This is a genomic window from Bacillus sp. 17RED48 (assembly GCF_019837545.1).
Taxonomy (GTDB): Bacteria; Bacillota; Bacilli; order Bacillales; family Bacillaceae_G; genus Bacillus_A; species Bacillus_A wiedmannii.
Window position 1 is genome coordinate 76,433 of the sequence record NZ_JADAXG010000005.1, and the last position, 17,479, is coordinate 93,911.

Annotated in this window: 15 protein-coding genes and 3 pseudogenes; 12 read left to right on the forward strand and 6 right to left on the reverse strand. The window is 32.0% G+C overall.

Annotation, left to right across the window (positions count from 1 at the left end):
* Positions 1-51 precede the first annotated feature (51 nt).
* The 5 genes and pseudogenes from ILT06_RS20440 (at position 52) to ILT06_RS20465 (ending at position 5,041) form a co-directional block, all read left to right on the forward strand.
* Complete coding sequence (locus ILT06_RS20440; RefSeq protein WP_222655438.1) at positions 52-978, forward strand: aldo/keto reductase; 927 nt, start codon at positions 52-54, stop codon at positions 976-978.
* Between the two features lie 335 nt (positions 979-1,313).
* Positions 1,314-1,580 (forward strand): hypothetical protein, encoded by a 267-nt coding sequence (locus ILT06_RS32585; protein WP_000404243.1) that lies wholly within the window; start codon positions 1,314-1,316, stop codon positions 1,578-1,580.
* 1,800 nt (positions 1,581-3,380) lie between these two features.
* Positions 3,381-3,614, forward strand: coding sequence for a CGEA protein (locus ILT06_RS20455; RefSeq protein ID WP_098102788.1), 234 nt, complete (start codon positions 3,381-3,383; stop codon positions 3,612-3,614).
* A 172-nt stretch (positions 3,615-3,786) separates the two neighbouring features.
* Positions 3,787-4,032 (forward strand): CGEA protein, encoded by a 246-nt coding sequence (locus tag ILT06_RS20460; RefSeq protein ID WP_098102789.1) that lies wholly within the window; start codon positions 3,787-3,789, stop codon positions 4,030-4,032.
* A gap of 31 nt (positions 4,033-4,063) precedes the next feature.
* Positions 4,064-5,041: pseudogene (locus ILT06_RS20465) on the forward strand (CgeB family protein).
* 240 nt (positions 5,042-5,281) lie between these two features.
* On the opposite strand, the gene pseI reads toward ILT06_RS20465, so the two are convergent.
* Both pseI and ILT06_RS32590 read right to left on the reverse strand, forming a co-directional pair.
* Complete coding sequence (pseI, locus tag ILT06_RS20470) at positions 5,282-6,307, reverse strand: pseudaminic acid synthase (RefSeq protein ID WP_261784527.1); 1,026 nt, start codon at positions 6,305-6,307, stop codon at positions 5,282-5,284.
* 670 nt (positions 6,308-6,977) lie between these two features.
* A complete protein-coding gene (locus ILT06_RS32590) occupies positions 6,978-7,112 on the reverse strand; it encodes a hypothetical protein (protein ID WP_261784528.1) in 135 nt (44 codons plus the stop codon).
* 231 nt (positions 7,113-7,343) lie between these two features.
* Between ILT06_RS32590 and ILT06_RS20475 the strand changes: the two genes are divergently transcribed.
* Positions 7,344-7,790, forward strand: coding sequence for a hypothetical protein (locus tag ILT06_RS20475; protein ID WP_098103659.1), 447 nt, complete (start codon positions 7,344-7,346; stop codon positions 7,788-7,790).
* A gap of 234 nt (positions 7,791-8,024) precedes the next feature.
* On the opposite strand, the gene satA is transcribed toward ILT06_RS20475, so the two are convergent.
* On the reverse strand, positions 8,025-8,579 hold the full coding sequence (satA, locus tag ILT06_RS20480; protein WP_222655440.1) for a streptothricin N-acetyltransferase SatA: 555 nt from the start codon (positions 8,577-8,579) through the stop codon (positions 8,025-8,027).
* 216 nt (positions 8,580-8,795) lie between these two features.
* A complete protein-coding gene (gene asnB, locus ILT06_RS20485; RefSeq protein WP_222655441.1) occupies positions 8,796-10,622 on the reverse strand; it encodes an asparagine synthase (glutamine-hydrolyzing) in 1,827 nt (608 codons plus the stop codon).
* A gap of 402 nt (positions 10,623-11,024) precedes the next feature.
* Here asnB and ILT06_RS20490 point away from each other — a divergent pair, with 402 nt between their 5' ends.
* Both ILT06_RS20490 and ILT06_RS32595 read left to right on the forward strand, forming a co-directional pair.
* On the forward strand, positions 11,025-11,594 hold the full coding sequence (locus ILT06_RS20490; protein ID WP_222655442.1) for a TetR/AcrR family transcriptional regulator: 570 nt from the start codon (positions 11,025-11,027) through the stop codon (positions 11,592-11,594).
* A gap of 972 nt (positions 11,595-12,566) precedes the next feature.
* Positions 12,567-12,753, forward strand: a pseudogene (locus tag ILT06_RS32595) (hypothetical protein).
* 314 nt (positions 12,754-13,067) lie between these two features.
* On the opposite strand, the gene ILT06_RS20495 reads toward ILT06_RS32595, so the two are convergent.
* Complete coding sequence (locus tag ILT06_RS20495; protein WP_098058664.1) at positions 13,068-13,484, reverse strand: hypothetical protein; 417 nt, start codon at positions 13,482-13,484, stop codon at positions 13,068-13,070.
* Positions 13,485-14,037: 553 nt separating this feature from the next.
* Between ILT06_RS20495 and ILT06_RS32600 the strand changes: the two genes are divergently transcribed.
* Complete coding sequence (locus tag ILT06_RS32600) at positions 14,038-14,235, forward strand: hypothetical protein (RefSeq protein WP_098102030.1); 198 nt, start codon at positions 14,038-14,040, stop codon at positions 14,233-14,235.
* Positions 14,236-14,253: 18 nt separating this feature from the next.
* Positions 14,254-14,469, forward strand: a complete 216-nt coding sequence (locus tag ILT06_RS20500; RefSeq protein ID WP_071716451.1) for a hypothetical protein — start codon at positions 14,254-14,256, stop codon at positions 14,467-14,469.
* A 462-nt stretch (positions 14,470-14,931) separates the two neighbouring features.
* Here ILT06_RS20500 and ILT06_RS20505 read toward each other — a convergent pair.
* Positions 14,932-15,528, reverse strand: a pseudogene (locus ILT06_RS20505) (ABC transporter permease).
* Positions 15,529-16,260: 732 nt separating this feature from the next.
* On the opposite strand from ILT06_RS20505, the gene ILT06_RS20510 reads away from it, so the two are divergent.
* Entirely contained in the window at positions 16,261-16,467 is a 207-nt protein-coding gene (locus tag ILT06_RS20510) for a hypothetical protein (RefSeq protein WP_098102025.1), read from the forward strand.
* A gap of 286 nt (positions 16,468-16,753) precedes the next feature.
* Positions 16,754-17,362 carry a DUF998 domain-containing protein gene (locus tag ILT06_RS20515; RefSeq protein WP_222655443.1) on the forward strand — a complete coding sequence of 203 codons (609 nt, stop codon included), beginning with the start codon at positions 16,754-16,756 and terminating at the stop codon, positions 17,360-17,362.
* Positions 17,363-17,479: the final 117 nt, after the last annotated feature.

The window sequence follows — 17,479 nt, forward strand, 5'->3', positions numbered from 1 at the left end:
CACTATATATATTTCTAATAACATAAACTGTAAAGGAGGAGTCCGTACATAATGGAATATAGATTATTAGGTAACACGGGATTAATAGTTTCAGAGATAGGATTCGGTTCTTGGGCAATTGGTGGAGATGAATGGGGCGCAGTAAAAGATAATGAATCCGTTTATGCAATTGAGAAAGCAATTGACCTAGGGGTTAATTTTATTGACACTGCTGATGTTTATGGATTAGGTCATAGTGAAACACTCGTTGCAAAAGCTATAAATAATCGCAGGCAGGATATCATTCTATCTACAAAAGGTGGATTAATTGGTCACCATTATGACCCAAATCAACCAGCCGTTTATGAAGATCCTCAAAAGATCATTGATGCATTTGATGCTAGTTTACTGCGGCTTAAAACGGATTATATAGATGTTTACTTTTGTCATATTTGGTGGGATAAACCTGAAGAAACAGAAGCCTTTTTACAAGCTTTCCAAACCTTAAAAAAATCTGGAAAAGTGAGAACAGTTGGCGTTTCTACTAATGATTTAGATTATATAAAACATTTTAATCAGAATGATGATTTAGATGTTGTACAATTCGATTATAGTATTCTGAATAAAGAACCTGAAAAAGACATCCTTCCTTATATTGAAAAACATAATTTAGGTGCTGTGATAAGAGGTCCACTTAAGATGGGGATTTTAACAGGGAAATTTAATCATGAAACCCAATTTCCAGACGATGATTTAAGAAAAGATTGGCCCAAAGAAAAATGGTTTAAAGATAGCTTAAACAAATTAGAGAAATTACGATTACTAGTACGATCAAATCGAAGTTTAGCGCAAATCGCCTTACGTTATGTTTTAAGCCATCCAGCCGTTTCAGTTGCTATTCCTGGTGCAAAAAATTCTACTCAGGTTGAAGAAAATTCTTCACACTTAACTCGTCCATTATTATTAGATAATGAAATTGAATTCATTAAAAAGCTTTAACTATACTATTATTGTTCCATAAAAATCAAATACCAATTCATCCCATATTCCCTATGTCTATCTACTCTTCATCAAAGAATCTAATATAAAATTTATAATAAAAGTAAATAACCGTTTCATATGAAGATTACTTAGGGAAAATGAGTGTAATTTACTGTATTCTCCTTTCTTCTCATTATCTTTAAGGAATTTTTTAAGTCTATTCTACTACTTTCCTATAAGATAGCATGCCACTAATAAATAACATGTTATATCACTATAGAAAAATTCTATAGAATCATTAAAGGAATCTCCTTTCCCCTATCGAATTATTGTAGAGGAAAGGAGAGGAATACATGGAAATTCTAGGATTAGACCCTCGTGCATTAGCGACTTTAGGTGCACTTGAATACACCAATCGTCGCAATAAATTAATTGAAGACTCGGAGAATAATATATACGAGTGTAAAGAAATAAAAGAAATACTTCAATCGCTACCTAAAGAGAAGCAGATTGAGGTTCTTGAGAATCAAGCTCACTTTGAAGCAGTGGCAAAGATGATTGAACAAAACAATTTAATTCTTTTAGAACAGATGAAAGCTCTACAGCTAATTCAGAAATAATAAACTTATGATTAATGAATTCTACATATGCTTCCATATATAATGTCTCTTTATCTATACTACCAGCCTCTGTTTTTACAGGGGCTTTTGTTATGCGTTAATTCATATTTTGTATTTGGATGGTTTCTTTCACATGTATGAATAGAACTTCTAGTAAACTTGGTGTAGATTCTAATTCCTGCTTTTCAATTCCCTCTGTTACAGCACTGATAAAATTCCCATAGTACTTTTGCACCTAATAGTTCTGCTAATCGTTTTTCACGCATTTCAAATGTTTTTTTATCCATATATAGTATTATTTTTCCATCTCTCCCGACTTATTTATTCTACAAAAATCATAATTAACCTCTTATATAAATAACACGAAAGCCATCACCGAAGTACAGCTTTAAAATAAAGTTTTTGTTTAGCTATCTTTCATTTCCGAATAATTTTTTAACCCTGTTGATACTATTTCTGTAACTTAAAGTTACAAATTATTTCTGTAAGCGTAGCGTTTCTTTTGTACAACGAGCACTTAATTTTATTAACTAGCTGCTTTGTTGTGCAAAATGAAGGTTTTGTCCAAGTTTTTCACCATTCGATAAAATAAACATAATAATAGTTAATGAACAGACATTTATAATCAATCTCCTAAGGAGCACTTTAATTAGGTGCTCCTTTCTACATATACAATTTAGATATCGTTGCGATAGGTAAAACTTTGAAGTTATCTCCATCTTTCCCCCCACCTAACGCCGTACATGTCGGCTTCCCATCTTATCCTTTTATTCTAAAGCAACTAGATTACAAACAATGTTGTACTCACCTATGCATTCATTCCCTTTTCTTACGAAAATCCCCATCATCTTACTCGATTCTGTGAATTACATATAGTTGATTTAGTTTTCAACGAACAAAATTAGGGACTATCCCTCCACATTTGTTACATGCTTCGTTGATACTGTGTTACCACGTTCCGATTGACTTAGCTATACATATATCCTTATGTGTTTGCTGTAAGCCTGTTATCTTTACATTCTCATCGTTAGATGTTCCGAATCTTATATCATTTACTCTTACTTTTCGGTAGATAACATTGTCATTAACGACATACACATTTCTAATGTATTAATCCTTTAGACCCGTACATTCGCAAATTCGTCAGTCCTTTATCGGACATTCTCACCATAAATATTTTGTAGCATCCCGACCTATCCATTACCATATGAGTTCTCACTTAGGTTTTGTTCAGCCAATTTCACCTAGCTTCATACAATTTGTGACTACTATCATGCCTTGCATGTAGGAGTATTAGTTAAGTAGTTTCAGCTCAACCTGACGGTTTTCATTCCTACTTTCAGTCGAACAGTTGTTATCATCAAATTGATAACCCTCCTATTTCGTGTTTGCACACTTATAAGAAAACGTGTCGCGCAAATAAGAATTTTATTTATTTTTCTAGTTACTCTGGATTTCCATAAATGCTACCAAAAACTTAAGCCTTCTATCTCATCCTAATCAAATACCGTGTAGCATAACTCCATGTACTCGTTACATCCTACCTTATAATTCCATTCATCATTTGGACCTTGGAATAGCTGATCACTAAATCACACAATATCTTCCTCATAAACCTCCTTACCATTTTTATTCTTTAAACTTGTGTATCGTAGTATTTCATAGTTATCATATTAATCATGAAGGGATAAAACCGGAAAGTGACTTCTAATAGTCCAAGCACTTCATACTACTACCCCATACAATATAAAATGTTTGGAATTTATTACATTATTAAAATTAGAGTTCGGAGGGTTTAATATGGCAGCATGTGAAGGTTTAGCTTGTGTTATATTCTCTGCATGGCCAGTGGGAACAGTTGTTACAGTTACTTCTAGATCAGGTCAAATTATTGGTCCTGCTACTTTTACACAGTTCATTCCGCAAAATTGTGCGGTGATTTTAGTTGAAGAAGATGTGCTAACCCCCTCTTCAACCAATACTATATTCATAAGTTGTGAAGATATAGAAAGCATTACATTAACCACCCCTTAAGATGATTCAAATGGTTTTAATTCGATCTATAATTTTGGCATTCATTAGAATGTCTTTTTATATTTCAATCATATTCTTTAATTTAAATTCCTCCCTTCTAAAGGTTACTTGTCTACACATCCTTCTACATACTTTCATATGATACAGTATATTGTTTAAAGGAGGGACAAATTTGTTCTTATGCAATTTATTTCGTTGTTCAGGTGGAATATGTAGTATTTTTAAAAATTTACAACCAGGCGAATTGGTTACTGTGACTGGTAAATCTGGAAATATTATTGGACCTGCTGTTTTTACAAATTTTAACCCTAATACTTGTATCGTCACATTAGAAGAGGAAAATTCGATTACTCCTCCTACTATAAGTATTACTAAGATCAGTTGTAAAGAAATAGAAAGTGTTACGTTTAGCTCATAATATATTTTATACCTAAAGCAGGGATTGAAATATGAAACTCTTATACATTACTTCTGGTTACTCAAAAATCTATCAATATCTAGATCAAAGCATACAGAAAACACTTATCAATCAAAATTTCGAATGGTTAGCAGTACAGCCGAGTGAATTAGTAGAGCAATTGGATTTCATTACTGCAACATTTCATCCTAATATTGTTTTCACCTTATTAGGTAATTATCTACCGCAAAAAGCAATTCAATATTTTTAAAAAAGGAATATTAAATTAGCTGTCTGGTTAACTGAGGACCCATTTTATATAGATATTTCTCTTCCTCTATTAAATAACTTTGATTTTATATTTACTATTGATAGCGAAGCACTTAAATATTACACAGCTTTAGGATATACCAATGTATATCATTTACCCCTAGCAACTAATATAGATGTATTTAAACCTGGTCTAAAAAATTCAAAATATAAAAGTGAAATATTGTTCATTGGATATCCTTATCCAACCCGAGTGAAATTGATACAGTTTCTTTTGGAAAAAACCCCTTATCACTTTACTGTTATTGGTCAACACTGGAGAAATAAGTTAATTAAAAAATGGAAAAATCACCGAAGAATTAAGATTATAGAAGAATGGATTCCACCTCAAGAAGTTGCATTCTATTATAATAACGCTAGTCTTATATTAAATCCTCATCGTAGTTATCTATTTCCACAGAATAAGAATAAAAATAGAGTAAAAAGTAATACCATTAATAATCGTACATTTGATATCGCAGCTTGCCAAGGCTTTCAAATTATAGAAGAAAAATCTGATCTTTCATCTTTCTTCAATAAAGATGAAATTATATCCTATAAAAGCTTTGAAGACTGTTTAAATAAATTATCTCTTCATTTAAATGATACGATTTCAAAAGGATTAATGGTCGAAAAAATTTACACAAAAGTTATTACACAACATACTTTTCATGAGAGAATCAATTTTATAACGACTATATTACAGTCACAACTTTATTGATTTATTAATTTAAAAATTTCTTTTCTTTTATAATCATTCTGAATAAATTAAAATGCCTTTTTAATTTTATGAAAAGGCATTTTAATTTATCTTTTTCCGCCAGAAGACTCCCTCCTTAATTTTCCTGAAGGTGTGATTGCACCAACAAATAAATAGGAGATGCATATCCGTTAGCACAAGCTATCTTGTTTGCTACTACATACTTGAAATGAATTCCTATTAGTATTTCAGTATACTCTATCAAAGTAAATCCCATGAAATAGGTGTTCCTTTCTCGATATCCTTACTCGCTTTCTTTCCGAGAATATTGGATAAGTGTTTTGGCAATAAACCATTACCTGGTCTAATAGCTTTAATATTTTCATTCGTGAATACTTCTCCCGCTTTTATGTCTTCTACAACATATAATGACCTTCTAAACTTTAAAGAATCTTTTTCTAAATTAGTTGGTCCATAATATACATTACCTAAAGATTCCCATGCTTTTTCAGTTTCACTTACTAATAATTTAAATTCAGCAGGCTCCATTGAAAATTCAGCGTCTACACCTCCGTCAGACCTCGAGAGGGTTAAATGTTTCTCAATTACTGTGGCCCCCAAAGCAACACTTGCTACAGATACCCCTACTCCAAGTGTATGATCAGATAAACCTATTTCACATTTAAATAACTCCTTCATATGAGGTATGGTAGCTATGTTTGTAGATTTTGGTGATGCAGGATACGTACTTGTACATTTTAATAGAATTAATTCTTTACATCCCTCTTCTCTCGCAGCCCTTACTGTTTCATCTAATTCAGCAATCGAAGCCATACCTGTCGAAATGATTATTGGTTTTCCTGTTGCAGCTACTTTACGTATGAGGGGAATATCAGTATTTTCAAAAGATGCGATTTTATAACAAGAAACATTTAATGACTCTAGAAAATCTACAGAAGTTTCATCAAATGGCGTACTAAATGGTATCATTCCTAATTCTGTACAGCGATCAAAAATTGGTTTATGCCACTCCCATGGTGTATATGCTTCTTTATATAAATGATAAAGTGATTTACCTTTCCATAAGCTGTTCGTATCCTGAATTAAAAAATCACCATTTTCTATATTTAAAGTCATTGTATCAGGTGTATATGTTTGAATTTTAAATCCTTGTGCTCCAGCCTCTGCAGCTGCTTCTACAATTTGCAATGCTCTACCTAATGATTGATTATGATTCCCTGACATTTCTGCAATAATAAATGGTGGCGAGTAAAACTCAATTGACATATGCCCCCGTATCATTACATTGCAAAGTCCACCCTAAAATAGTAACCTTTTGAATTCTTTGGCTTAGATAATACAATTCATTTAAATAATAAGATTTTACTGTATACTAGGATACCTAAAGCAATCTTGGTAATTCCTTTCAATATACTCTTATTGGATCTGCATCCAACATTCATATTACTAAAATTAAGTTGGTCCAAGTCAGAAAAAGTACACTTAAATGAATATCCTTTTTCAACAAAATTTAGGTTCAAATAACTTGTATAACTGCCCACCGCTTATAATTGCTTTTTTAATACTGCTTTTTTCCCCTTTAATATTTTTTATAATTTTCACCTTAAATGTATCACTTTTGATATCCTTTTAAATATTTGGGATTTGTAGAAATATTTATTTGATTTTTAGTAATATTTCGATTCTATTTTATCAAATAGAAATTAGAGGGTTTGGGGAAAGTATGTAATAATGCATAATAAATCAATCAGATATTATGATATACTTTCAAAGAGCTGATACAAAATTTCTTTTGATTGGAAAACTAAAGTTTTATCTACCTAATTGTGGGGACGCCTTATGGCGTCTTTTCTTTTTTATTTTAAGAAACCCCCCAAACATTCATATGCTTAAGGGTTTATCGATTGAAAGGTAGTGCCGTTTGGAATTCCTTAAATTAAGAACAAAGCGGTATTACTCCTAAACCAATTAATAAAGCTGCAGCAAACGCTGGAATTGACGCAGGAATCTCGATACCTTCTACAACTAAAAAATATTGTCCATTTACAACTTTAAAACAAACTAATTGCATGGCTAATCCTCCCTTCTGTTAGGATTAATAAATTTTATTAAATAATCTTATTATTTATATAATTAAATAGTCTGTTTTTTAGAAAATGTGTAATTTATGTATCCGAGTTTTGGTGTACTTTATATTAAATATGCATAATTACATAATTATTCTTTATATAACAATATTAAAATTTACATTTTTAACCTGTAAAATACAAGATGTTAAATAAATACCTAAGGAGTTGTTAATATGAAAAAATTTATGGGCATGTTAGCTATGTGTTTTGCACTTACACTAGCATTTTTACCAAATATTTCAAAGGCGGATTCTTCTCCATTACGAAGTGTTAGCATTAGTGCTGTAGGCGATAATGACAAAATGTATAGTGCAAGTTCTTACTTATCTATTCCTGTTCTTAAAGGCGATTATCTTTATGTGAAAGTTAGTGAAGTAGGTACACCGGATTCATATTCTGAGGCTTTAACCGTTAATGGTGTTAGATATGCAGGAAGTTCTTTAGACGAAGTCAGTTCTTATACTGGTCCATTCGGATCTGAAAAAACTTTTAGATTACGTATTAAGGATTCTTACATCTTCTCAAACACACCAAATTCAACAAACACTATAGCTTTTGAAGCTAGAGTTCCTTTCTCAATGCAAGTATTATCTAAAAGTATATCGGTTCATGTAGAATAATTTATAACATTATTATTAAATAAAAAATACATCCCTATAAAGATGTATTTTTTATTTAATTGAAGAAAAGACGATGCATACAATATCAAAATCTAATTCACATATCATTTGATTATCGGTAGCAAGATCAAAGATGCCCCCTACTCTCGGAAAGAAACCTCCTTTTTCTTTTAGTTATTTGCTTGTACCGAATGTAACAGCGAGGAATTTATATATTCAAGTTTTAGTTTACTTTCATTTGAAATGCAAATACCAATACATTGCAACTTCATCGCTTTCTTCATGTATCCCTTTATATACTAAAAAATCCAACCCACCTATTACAAACCCACATTTTTCATAGAACCTACATGCTGCTACATTATTATTTTGTGTTTCAAGCATTATACCTGGCATATTGCGTTCTTTTGCCCACTGCGTTGCTTGCTCAATTAACCTTCTACCAACTCCAAGTGAACGATATTTTTTATCCACCTTTATATCTTCTATGTAAGCATAGTGATTCCAATTCTTTTTCAATACCATTACTCCTATAATTTGATCATGTAAAATTGCTATGTAAATTACTTGTTCAGGCTTATTTATATATTCAGTGTATGCTAGTTCATCATCATATTGAACTTGTAAATAACTTTTCTCATAACTTGGAACGTCTTCTACTGTATATTCTATTTGCTTATTTACTTTTGAAAGAGAAAAAATTAACCGAGAGTTTACTATAAAACTATCATCAATCTCCGGTAAATTGTCTAAATCATCTACTTCTAATTCTCTAATTAAAAGGTTCATCGTATTCTCCTTTACGTGGGACCTCCAATTTATATTATTCCCCCTAGTTCTTTCCATGTCCCTTATTCAATTCTAATTTACTAACTGATTAGCGTTATTGCAAATCAAAATAATAAAACCGCACCTCCAATTATTAGATAACTATCTAATACATTGGAGGTGCGGTTCACTTAGGTCATTGATGTTTCAGCTATTCTCTTTATTTGAAAATTACATCTACCATACTAATTTAATATTATATTCCTGAAGCCAACTATTAACTTGAAGTAAATAATCTATTATACCTCGTGCATCATTACCTGAAATTACTTCGTCTTTTCCTTCTGCAATAGCACGAACTCTTTCTACATTAATTAATGGCAAAATAGGTGATTCAGGATTGTTTAACACATGTAGCATCCAATCACTAATACCTTGTAGATAAGAAGCATCCTTTGTGCTTGGATATGCACTTTTTTTGCGATAAAGTACATCCTCTGGAAGTACATTTTCAAAAGCTCGACGTAAAATACCTTTTTCAATATTGTCTATGCTTTTCATTTCGAATGGAACATTCCATAAGTATTCTACAAGCCGGTAATCGCAAAATGGAACTCGTACTTCAAAGCCATTCATCATACTTGTACGATCTTTTCGTTCTAGCATAAATGGCAAGAAACGTGTAATAAACATGTAAGACATTTGACGTTGCTTCATTTGCAGATCACTTTCACCCTCTAAAAAAGGAACCTCAGCAACCGCATCTTCAAATTTTTGTTTTTGATATTTTTCAGGGCTAATCTTATCTTTAAAATCCTCTGATAAAATTTCTGTACTATACCATAAATTAACACTCCAAGGGAATATTTCTGCATCTAAAAACTTCTCTTGGTGGAACCATGGATATCCTGAGAACACTTCATCTGCGGATTCGCCTGAAAGTGCAACTGTTGCGTCTTTTTTCATTTCCTTAAATAGCAAATAAAGTGATGTTTCTAGTTCTCCTACTCCAGGTAGATCACGCGCTCGCATTGGAATTAATAAATGCTCTATTAAACTATCTGATCCCAACTCTATAGAGTGATGCTTTGTTCCTACATATTCAGCCACACGTTTCACCCAAGGTTCATCACGATCAAAACGAAGGAAGTCTTGCTCAAAGTCTTTTTCATCATTGATGAAATTCAGGGAATATGTATGAAGGTGTTCCCCTTTATTCCCAAATTCGTTTCCCGCTAAACCTGTTAGACCACTTGAATCTAAACCTCCGGAAAGCATAGATACCACTGGTCTATCAGCAATTAACTGACGTTTAACCGTATCTTGTAAAATGGAGCGGATTGTCTCCACTGTCATATCAATATCATCTATATGGTTTTTACTTTCAAGTTTCCAATACTGTGTCGTATTCGAGCCATTAGAGGTAAACGTCATATAATGGCCAGCACGCACTTCGTGTATATCCTTGAAAATCGCATGACCTGGGGTACGTGTTGGTCCAAGACAAAATATCTCAGAAAGTCCTTCTTTATCTACTTCTGCATCTACAAGTGGATGCGAAAGTAAAACTTTTAACTCTGAACCAAAGAGAATTGCACTCCCTCTTCGAGCGAAAAACAAAGGCTTCACACCTAGATGATCACGACCAAGCATCAATTTTCCAAATCTTTCATCCCAAATACCAAAAGCAAAAATCCCATTTAAGTGTTGAACACAATCTTCTTGCCATTCTAAATAAGCATGTAGTAATACCTCTGTATCAGACTTTGTCTGAAATTCATGACCTTTCTCCTCAAGTTCTTTACGTAATTCTTGATAGTTATAAATTTCTCCATTGAACGTAAGACCAATCGTATCATTTCCATCTTTATACAGCATAGGTTGAAGGCCACCTTCAGGATCAATGACGATGAGACGTCGATGACCTAATGCCGCTCGTTTTGAAAACCAATGCCCCTCTGCATCAGGTCCTCTGTGAATGATAGCATCTGTCATTTTTTTTAACGTTTCTTGTTCATGAGACAGGTCTTTAGACCAGTCTATCCACCCTGCAATTCCACACATAGTGTCTACCTTCTCTCAAATAGTATAGAAACCGACTAAAATCAAATATCAGTCGGTTTTCCGTAAAAAAATCCGACTAAAACTATCTTTTAGTCATGTTTATATAATAAAATGAATTGAGTAAAAAATCAAATTATTAAATCGATGAGGAGATCGCCGTCTCCTTTCACTTGAATTCTCATCTTCCAATTAATAACCTATGATCTCATACTCTCATTTCTATTCTTAAGATGTAAAATCGTATTCTATTATGGTTATATACTAGATATAGGAATGATGTGTGTTATTCTATAAGAAGCAACTAGAGGACTTTCTATTAGGAGTTAATAAATGACAAATAGACTGATAGAGAGTGTAATGAAAGAAAACTTCGCTAAATATTTCAAGGATAGGGTGTAGACGATGATAAAACTAGAAAAAGAAAATAAAAAAATGAAAATCATTCAATCTGCCACAATACTGTTCTCTACGCGTGGTGTCCGTAACACAACGGTTGATGAAATTGCAAAGAAAGCTAAAGTTGGTAAAGGAACTATTTATTATTACTATACAGATAAAACTCAAATATTATGTGACTGCTATATGCGTCATATTCAACTTAAACGCTCACAATTATTTGATTTATATAAAGAGGAAAAGGATGTTTTACTACGAATACAAAAAATCCTTCATTATATCAGCCTAGAATATCATCAAGACCCATTTGTTTCTACACTCTTTCAAGAATATAAAGATTACCATTCACCTGAAATTATAGCTTGTTTAAAAAAATCTGAAGAAGAAGCAATTAAAATGATAAGTAATTTGCTTGAAAAAGGTTATCAGCAAGGGGCTTTTCGGAAGGTACCATTACCGCTAACAGCTTTTATGTTAGTGCGAATGATTTTTAACTATGAACAGGATTATATGAAAGATGATAAAAGTGATAAAGAATTTCTGCAGTTGCTAAAACATATGCTTCTTAAAAACTAGTTTTAATCAGATACAAAAGTAATTGTGGTACAAATATATAGAAAAGCACGAATAATGGTGTTTTTTTATGAGCTCTTTTCAGTCTGGACAAATATAAGAAATATCCAATGTTTATTTGGGAATAACTGATAAAATCCCAATCCGTATGATTGTCCATAGAGTAATAAATTTTGTAAAGGACCTTTTGATATATTATTAATTTGCTTACCTGAAGAAATTTCTTTAGTTAGGGATTTGCCAACCTTTCTTGTTTACTATCAATCAATTTAAAAAAATTCTTCGTTTAGGGGCTACTTTAAAGTCTTAAGTTGATGGGCATGTGGTGGACCCCTACTAATATTCTTGCTTTTAAATTATTTTTAGTATATTATATTCATATGTTAATATAGGAATTACGGTATACAGAAAGGGATCAAATCTATTTGTAAAATTTTATATCCTTTTCAAAGATAAAAAAATTCCACCAAAATGTCATATAACTTAGGCTTGTCTTTTTAAGATGTATCTAATAAACACACATTTTTTATCAATACAATTGTGTTTTCAATATAAATGAAAACTTTTAAATAGAGGTTTATTTACTTGCAATGATAGGAGTTAGTGTCTAAAACATAGAGAAATAAGGCACCATACATAGTACCTGACAACCTTGAGAGGTTTTGTATGTAGGTTGCTCATTACAGATAACAAAAGAGCCTTACCTATCTAGGCAAGACTCTACTAGTTTAGTTATATAATATTTACATAACAACTAAGAAACTAAAAACATATAGCACCAAGTAGCAGAACCCTAATATTCCTCCTACAGCTAATACCTGTTTAGCCCAACTTTTAATTTTCAGATTACTGTAAATCACTTGTACTCTTTCCATATTTCCTCCTATTAGGGCGAACCCTTAAAGACTCTCACCTCTGTATGGTACCATTAAAGAATAACTAATAGAGGTATAAGTTTTGTCTAAACGTATAAATATGCAATATTGCATACAAAAATGTTTTGTTATAAATGTAAGCGCTTGCTATAATGAGGTTATAAAGATTCAACACATCTTAATACAAAAACAGAGGAGAGAATCATATGGAAATCGCAATGGCAGTTTTAAAATTTATTGGTGGAGCAATCCCACTAATTCAAGAACTTCTAAAAGCATTTATGTAATTTCATTATTTAGCAATTCCTTATAAATATTATCATACAAATGATCTGTATATCAAAAATGAATTGATTTACAGATCATTTGCGTGAGTAAAGTCCCTTTAACATGATTGAGGGGATTTTTTAAATTTTTAAACACTTACGGTTACGTCACATCAAAATCAAGTTAGCAAAACAAAATAAAAATATGCCACCCATTCCTAGGAAGTAACTCGTTCATTTCTTCTTCGAATAGCTTTTTACATTGAAAAAAGACCTCGTAAATTACAAAGTCTTTTTTCTTCTATATAAATTTATAACTTTCATATTAGTATTAGTTAAATTCCCCCACCAAGCTCTGTATTAGCTGGTGCCCCTCCTGTATGCCCATCCGATCCTAACTTTGGTGCAGGGAAATGTCCATGAGTATAAGTTGGAGCTCCTCCATGATCCCCATCAGCTTCTAACTTAGGCGCTGGAGTGTCTCCTCCATTAAAAGAAGGTGTTGGATAGTCTCCATATCCATAAATTGGTGCTCCTCCTGTATGTCCATGTGCATAACTCGGAGACCATCCCTCTCCATGAGTATAAGTTGGTGCTCCGCCATGATTTCCATGTGCATATGCAGGCGCTCCTCCTCCGTCCCCTTCTGAAGCAGCTTGAACAATTCCTCCACCATTTCCATGAGTAAAACCAAAAAGTCCAAATCCTAAAACAGATAAACCTACGACTGCTGTACCGATTTTTCTTTTCATAATCGCTCTCCTCTATGTGTATTTCATGTTAATTGAAATGAACATATTATGGATATCAGTCATGATGAAAATTCGACTCATTGCATTACCATATATTTATACTTCTATGTATTTTTTTGTAAAACCTTCTTGAAATCTGAAAGAAATGGTATTTTTGTAATTTTTCAAATGTAGTAACAAATTATCCTCTTCACAATTTAGGCTTTGTCGTCTAGCCATATTCACCACTTCGCGGTAATCCCTAAATATTTATTGTTTATATTATTTTATTGTTATATAATATTACCTGTCTTTACTTATATGCGATTAAGATATATCGGAATTAGAAAAAGGGATCTTTCGGGATTCCTTTTTTCTATAAATATTGAAATTCTCTAAATCTCGATGTATTATAATTTTGTATTTTCTCATTTCCCAAACCAAGAATACATCATCACTTCTGAAAGGGCCCGAACTCCAGCGGGTTCTTTCTTTTATTCCTCTTCTTATAAATCTATTTATTTAAATGTAAAATTATAAATAAGTTCTAGCATTTTGAATCGAGGTGAAAATCATGAGAAGTTTTGGTTCATTAATAATCTCTACTGTCTGTTCAGTACTTCTTATAATTTGGAATGCCTATTCCTTCTATAACGGATTCACAATAGGGCGCACATACTACTGGATTAATGGTATCGCAGCTGTTATATTCCTTCTATTCTTTATCCTCAACATGCGCGATTTTAAAAAGAAAAACTACAGAACCTCATAACAATAGGAGTTGATACATATGTGGGAAAGATTTAAAAACTATAAATATTCCTCAAAAGAATTAAAGTTCATGCTTTGGTTATTTGGTATTACTTGTTTTGTACACTCGGTCGCTTTCTTTGGCGGACTATTTTCTTCTGAGTTTCTTTGGTTTAAAGGCCTTTGTGCGATTGCAGCATTACTAGCTTTTATGGATGTTAAGCGAAAAATCAATAAGTATAAGATAGCAATGTGAAAAGGAACCACTACAGGTTCTTTTTTTCTGTTCAAAATGAGAACGCTCTCCATATTTTCTCGTTATAAATAATGATATGATAATTCCATGTCACCAATCGACCCAGCAACATTGCCGATCTCAACAAATAACACAAAAGCCACGACACTCACGCACCATGGCTAAATATATAAATGTAATTAGCCTTTTCGTCCTTTTTGCGGATTCTTACCGTCCATGCCAGTTCTCCGGTAACGTTTTAATAAAAGGGTCTATGTTGACTGTTTATCAACGCATAGATACATTATCCCCACACTACTTTTCTTTCAAAGAACTGTATAGATATAGTGTAATATCGATTCTGTTTTGAGAAATCCCTGGAAACATCCCTTTTTTATCGAAAAAAAAGACCTGCATTTATGCAGGTCAAATATAAATTAGGGACTTTACTTAGATAAAATTACTGACAAGATTTCATACTACTTATACTTGTGGAGACGGGAATCTTGCAGCTTCAAAATGCGTACTATTTTCTACATTTGAAATAACTCCAGCTACGCTACTTTGTGCAAAAACCTCAACTATATCCCCTGCATTCAATTGAATTATCGATGAAACAGCTACAACATTAGCAAAGTTTATTGGGCCAAAAAAATCATTATCTATTGCAATTGCCGGATTTCCATTAACTCGAATTTCAACCCGCGCTCTATAATTTACGTTTAGATTATTGGGAATGAACGCAATTGTTCCAATAACAGAGTAAACACCTCTTGTCTTTGGTATAAAAATGGATGTTGCAGGGTTATATTCATTTGCTAAATCAAATTGTTCATTTTGGAATAAAACTTTAACAAATGTATTTGCTGGCAAGTTCTGATTAACTGTACTCACAGCTCTAAAAGCAGATGCTCTTACAAGATTATATCCGTTATCATCAGAACAACAATTCACTTTTACATTAAACCAAGGCTTTTCCTCATGTTTTTTATCACATTTGTCATAACTCTTACTGCTTTTATGACAATCATGATATTTCTTTTTGGAATCCTTACATTAATCATCGTAGTAATAAGACATACTAGATTCCTCCTTTAAATTTATTACTACATACTATGTAAGATAGATTAGATAAGTTTGGACGAGCTGTTACTATTTTTAATAGAATTACAAATCTCAGCATAATGGCAGAACACAACTAAAGTAAGCAACTTGAAAGCGATGCTCAGGAGTATAATAACAGTCTTTCTGACATTTTCATTATCTGTATTTTTAGCCATTATTTTGTTTGTGGGATGTGGATTAAGTTAAAAAGAAAGCCTTTAGGTACCCTTGAATAAAACTCAATATTCCGTCAATAATATAGACAACCCATTTCGAACCATATTCCATGATTGGAGCAGTTAGCTTTTACTAACTGCTCTTTTTTTGTAAAAAACGAAAACAATTAACTGCACGCACATATAATATTCAGTGTTCCTTTCTTTATAAAATAGTGTTTACAAAATGAATCTCGTCACGAGAGCACTTTATTAAGTGCTCTTTTTTGTTTTTAAACTAACACAAAATGAAATTTTTACCACATAGCTAATTGTTAAATATTTTACGCTTATACATTATAATGGAATAGTTATTGTATATTGGCATTAAGAGGAGCGTCCCGATTAAGCGCTTCTCTTTTTTATACAGTAGCGTTTTGGTTAACATTCACTTATCGCCCGTCAAATATCTACAGATTTGAAACTTTATAGAAAAAACCTTTACTTTAAATTTAATTATATTGATATATTGAATAAAGGGTGTGATAAATTAATGGAACAACTTGACTTTAGTGTTTTAGAACAACCACTATTTTTGTTAGCACTTCAATTAATTGCATTTGTATTGATCATTTGTATCGTATACGGAATCTTATACAACACCATATTAAAATTAAATATGCCTAAATGGACTGCCCATGCGGTAGCTACGGTATTTTCCCTCGGTAGTGCCTATCAATCTTTTATGAATTTCATTTAAAAACATTTTTCTTTATTTCTCTCTTTTGTAGAGGAATCTATCCTTTACCATGCAAAAACGTCAGGCAACTTAATTGGTTACCTGACGTTTTTGCCGTTATTTATTTTCAAATAACTATTTTATTAAGTTTTGCTCCATCCATTTTTTATACGTCTTTCCGCTAAGCATATTTGTCCAGAAAATCCTATATTATTGAACAGAATTATCGACTCTCAACTTACAATTTTTCACTTTCAATAATGTAACCATCTATAATAGAACTATACTTTTTCAAGGGAGGAATCTAATGTATATATCAAATAGGATTGGCTTATTAAGCTGGATTGCAACTTGCCTATACTTTTTAATTGAACCTTTCTTTATTTTCACTTCTACAGCACCTTATAACTATTTGCATCATGCAATGAGTGATCTAGGTGTAACAACCTGCGGAGAATTCACCTACGAAATAGCGCCTTATGAAATATGCTCCCCTAATCACTTTTGGATGAATTTACTCTTTATTCTTAATGGAATAACATTTTGTATTGGAGTACTATATATTTCACAACATCTAGAAAAAACAAAAATTAATAAAATAGCAACATTTTTTATACTTATAATAGGAGTCTCTACTATAGTTTCAGGATTAATTCCTGCAGATATAAACCTAATTGGACATTCTATTCTAGTTTGGATAGGTATGCTTACTGTATTTCCAGGATTATTTATTTTTGCTAAGAATCTTAAAAAAGCTGGAAAATGGACATATTTCTGTTTACTAAGCTTAATAGTAATAACAATCCTTATCTCACTTATTTTTCTTTTCCCCTTACCTGCAGGTCTACTACAAAGACTTTTTTACTTGGTTCTTTTTGTTTGGGGAGCTGTATCAACCTACAAATTAATAAAATAAAGTTTTTATACAAAAATGCACATTTATCAGGAACAAACGTAAAATAATCATGATCAACTCAAGAGGTAGTCATTGAGCGCCTTTTATGGTGCTTTTTATTTGCAACTAAATAAGGAT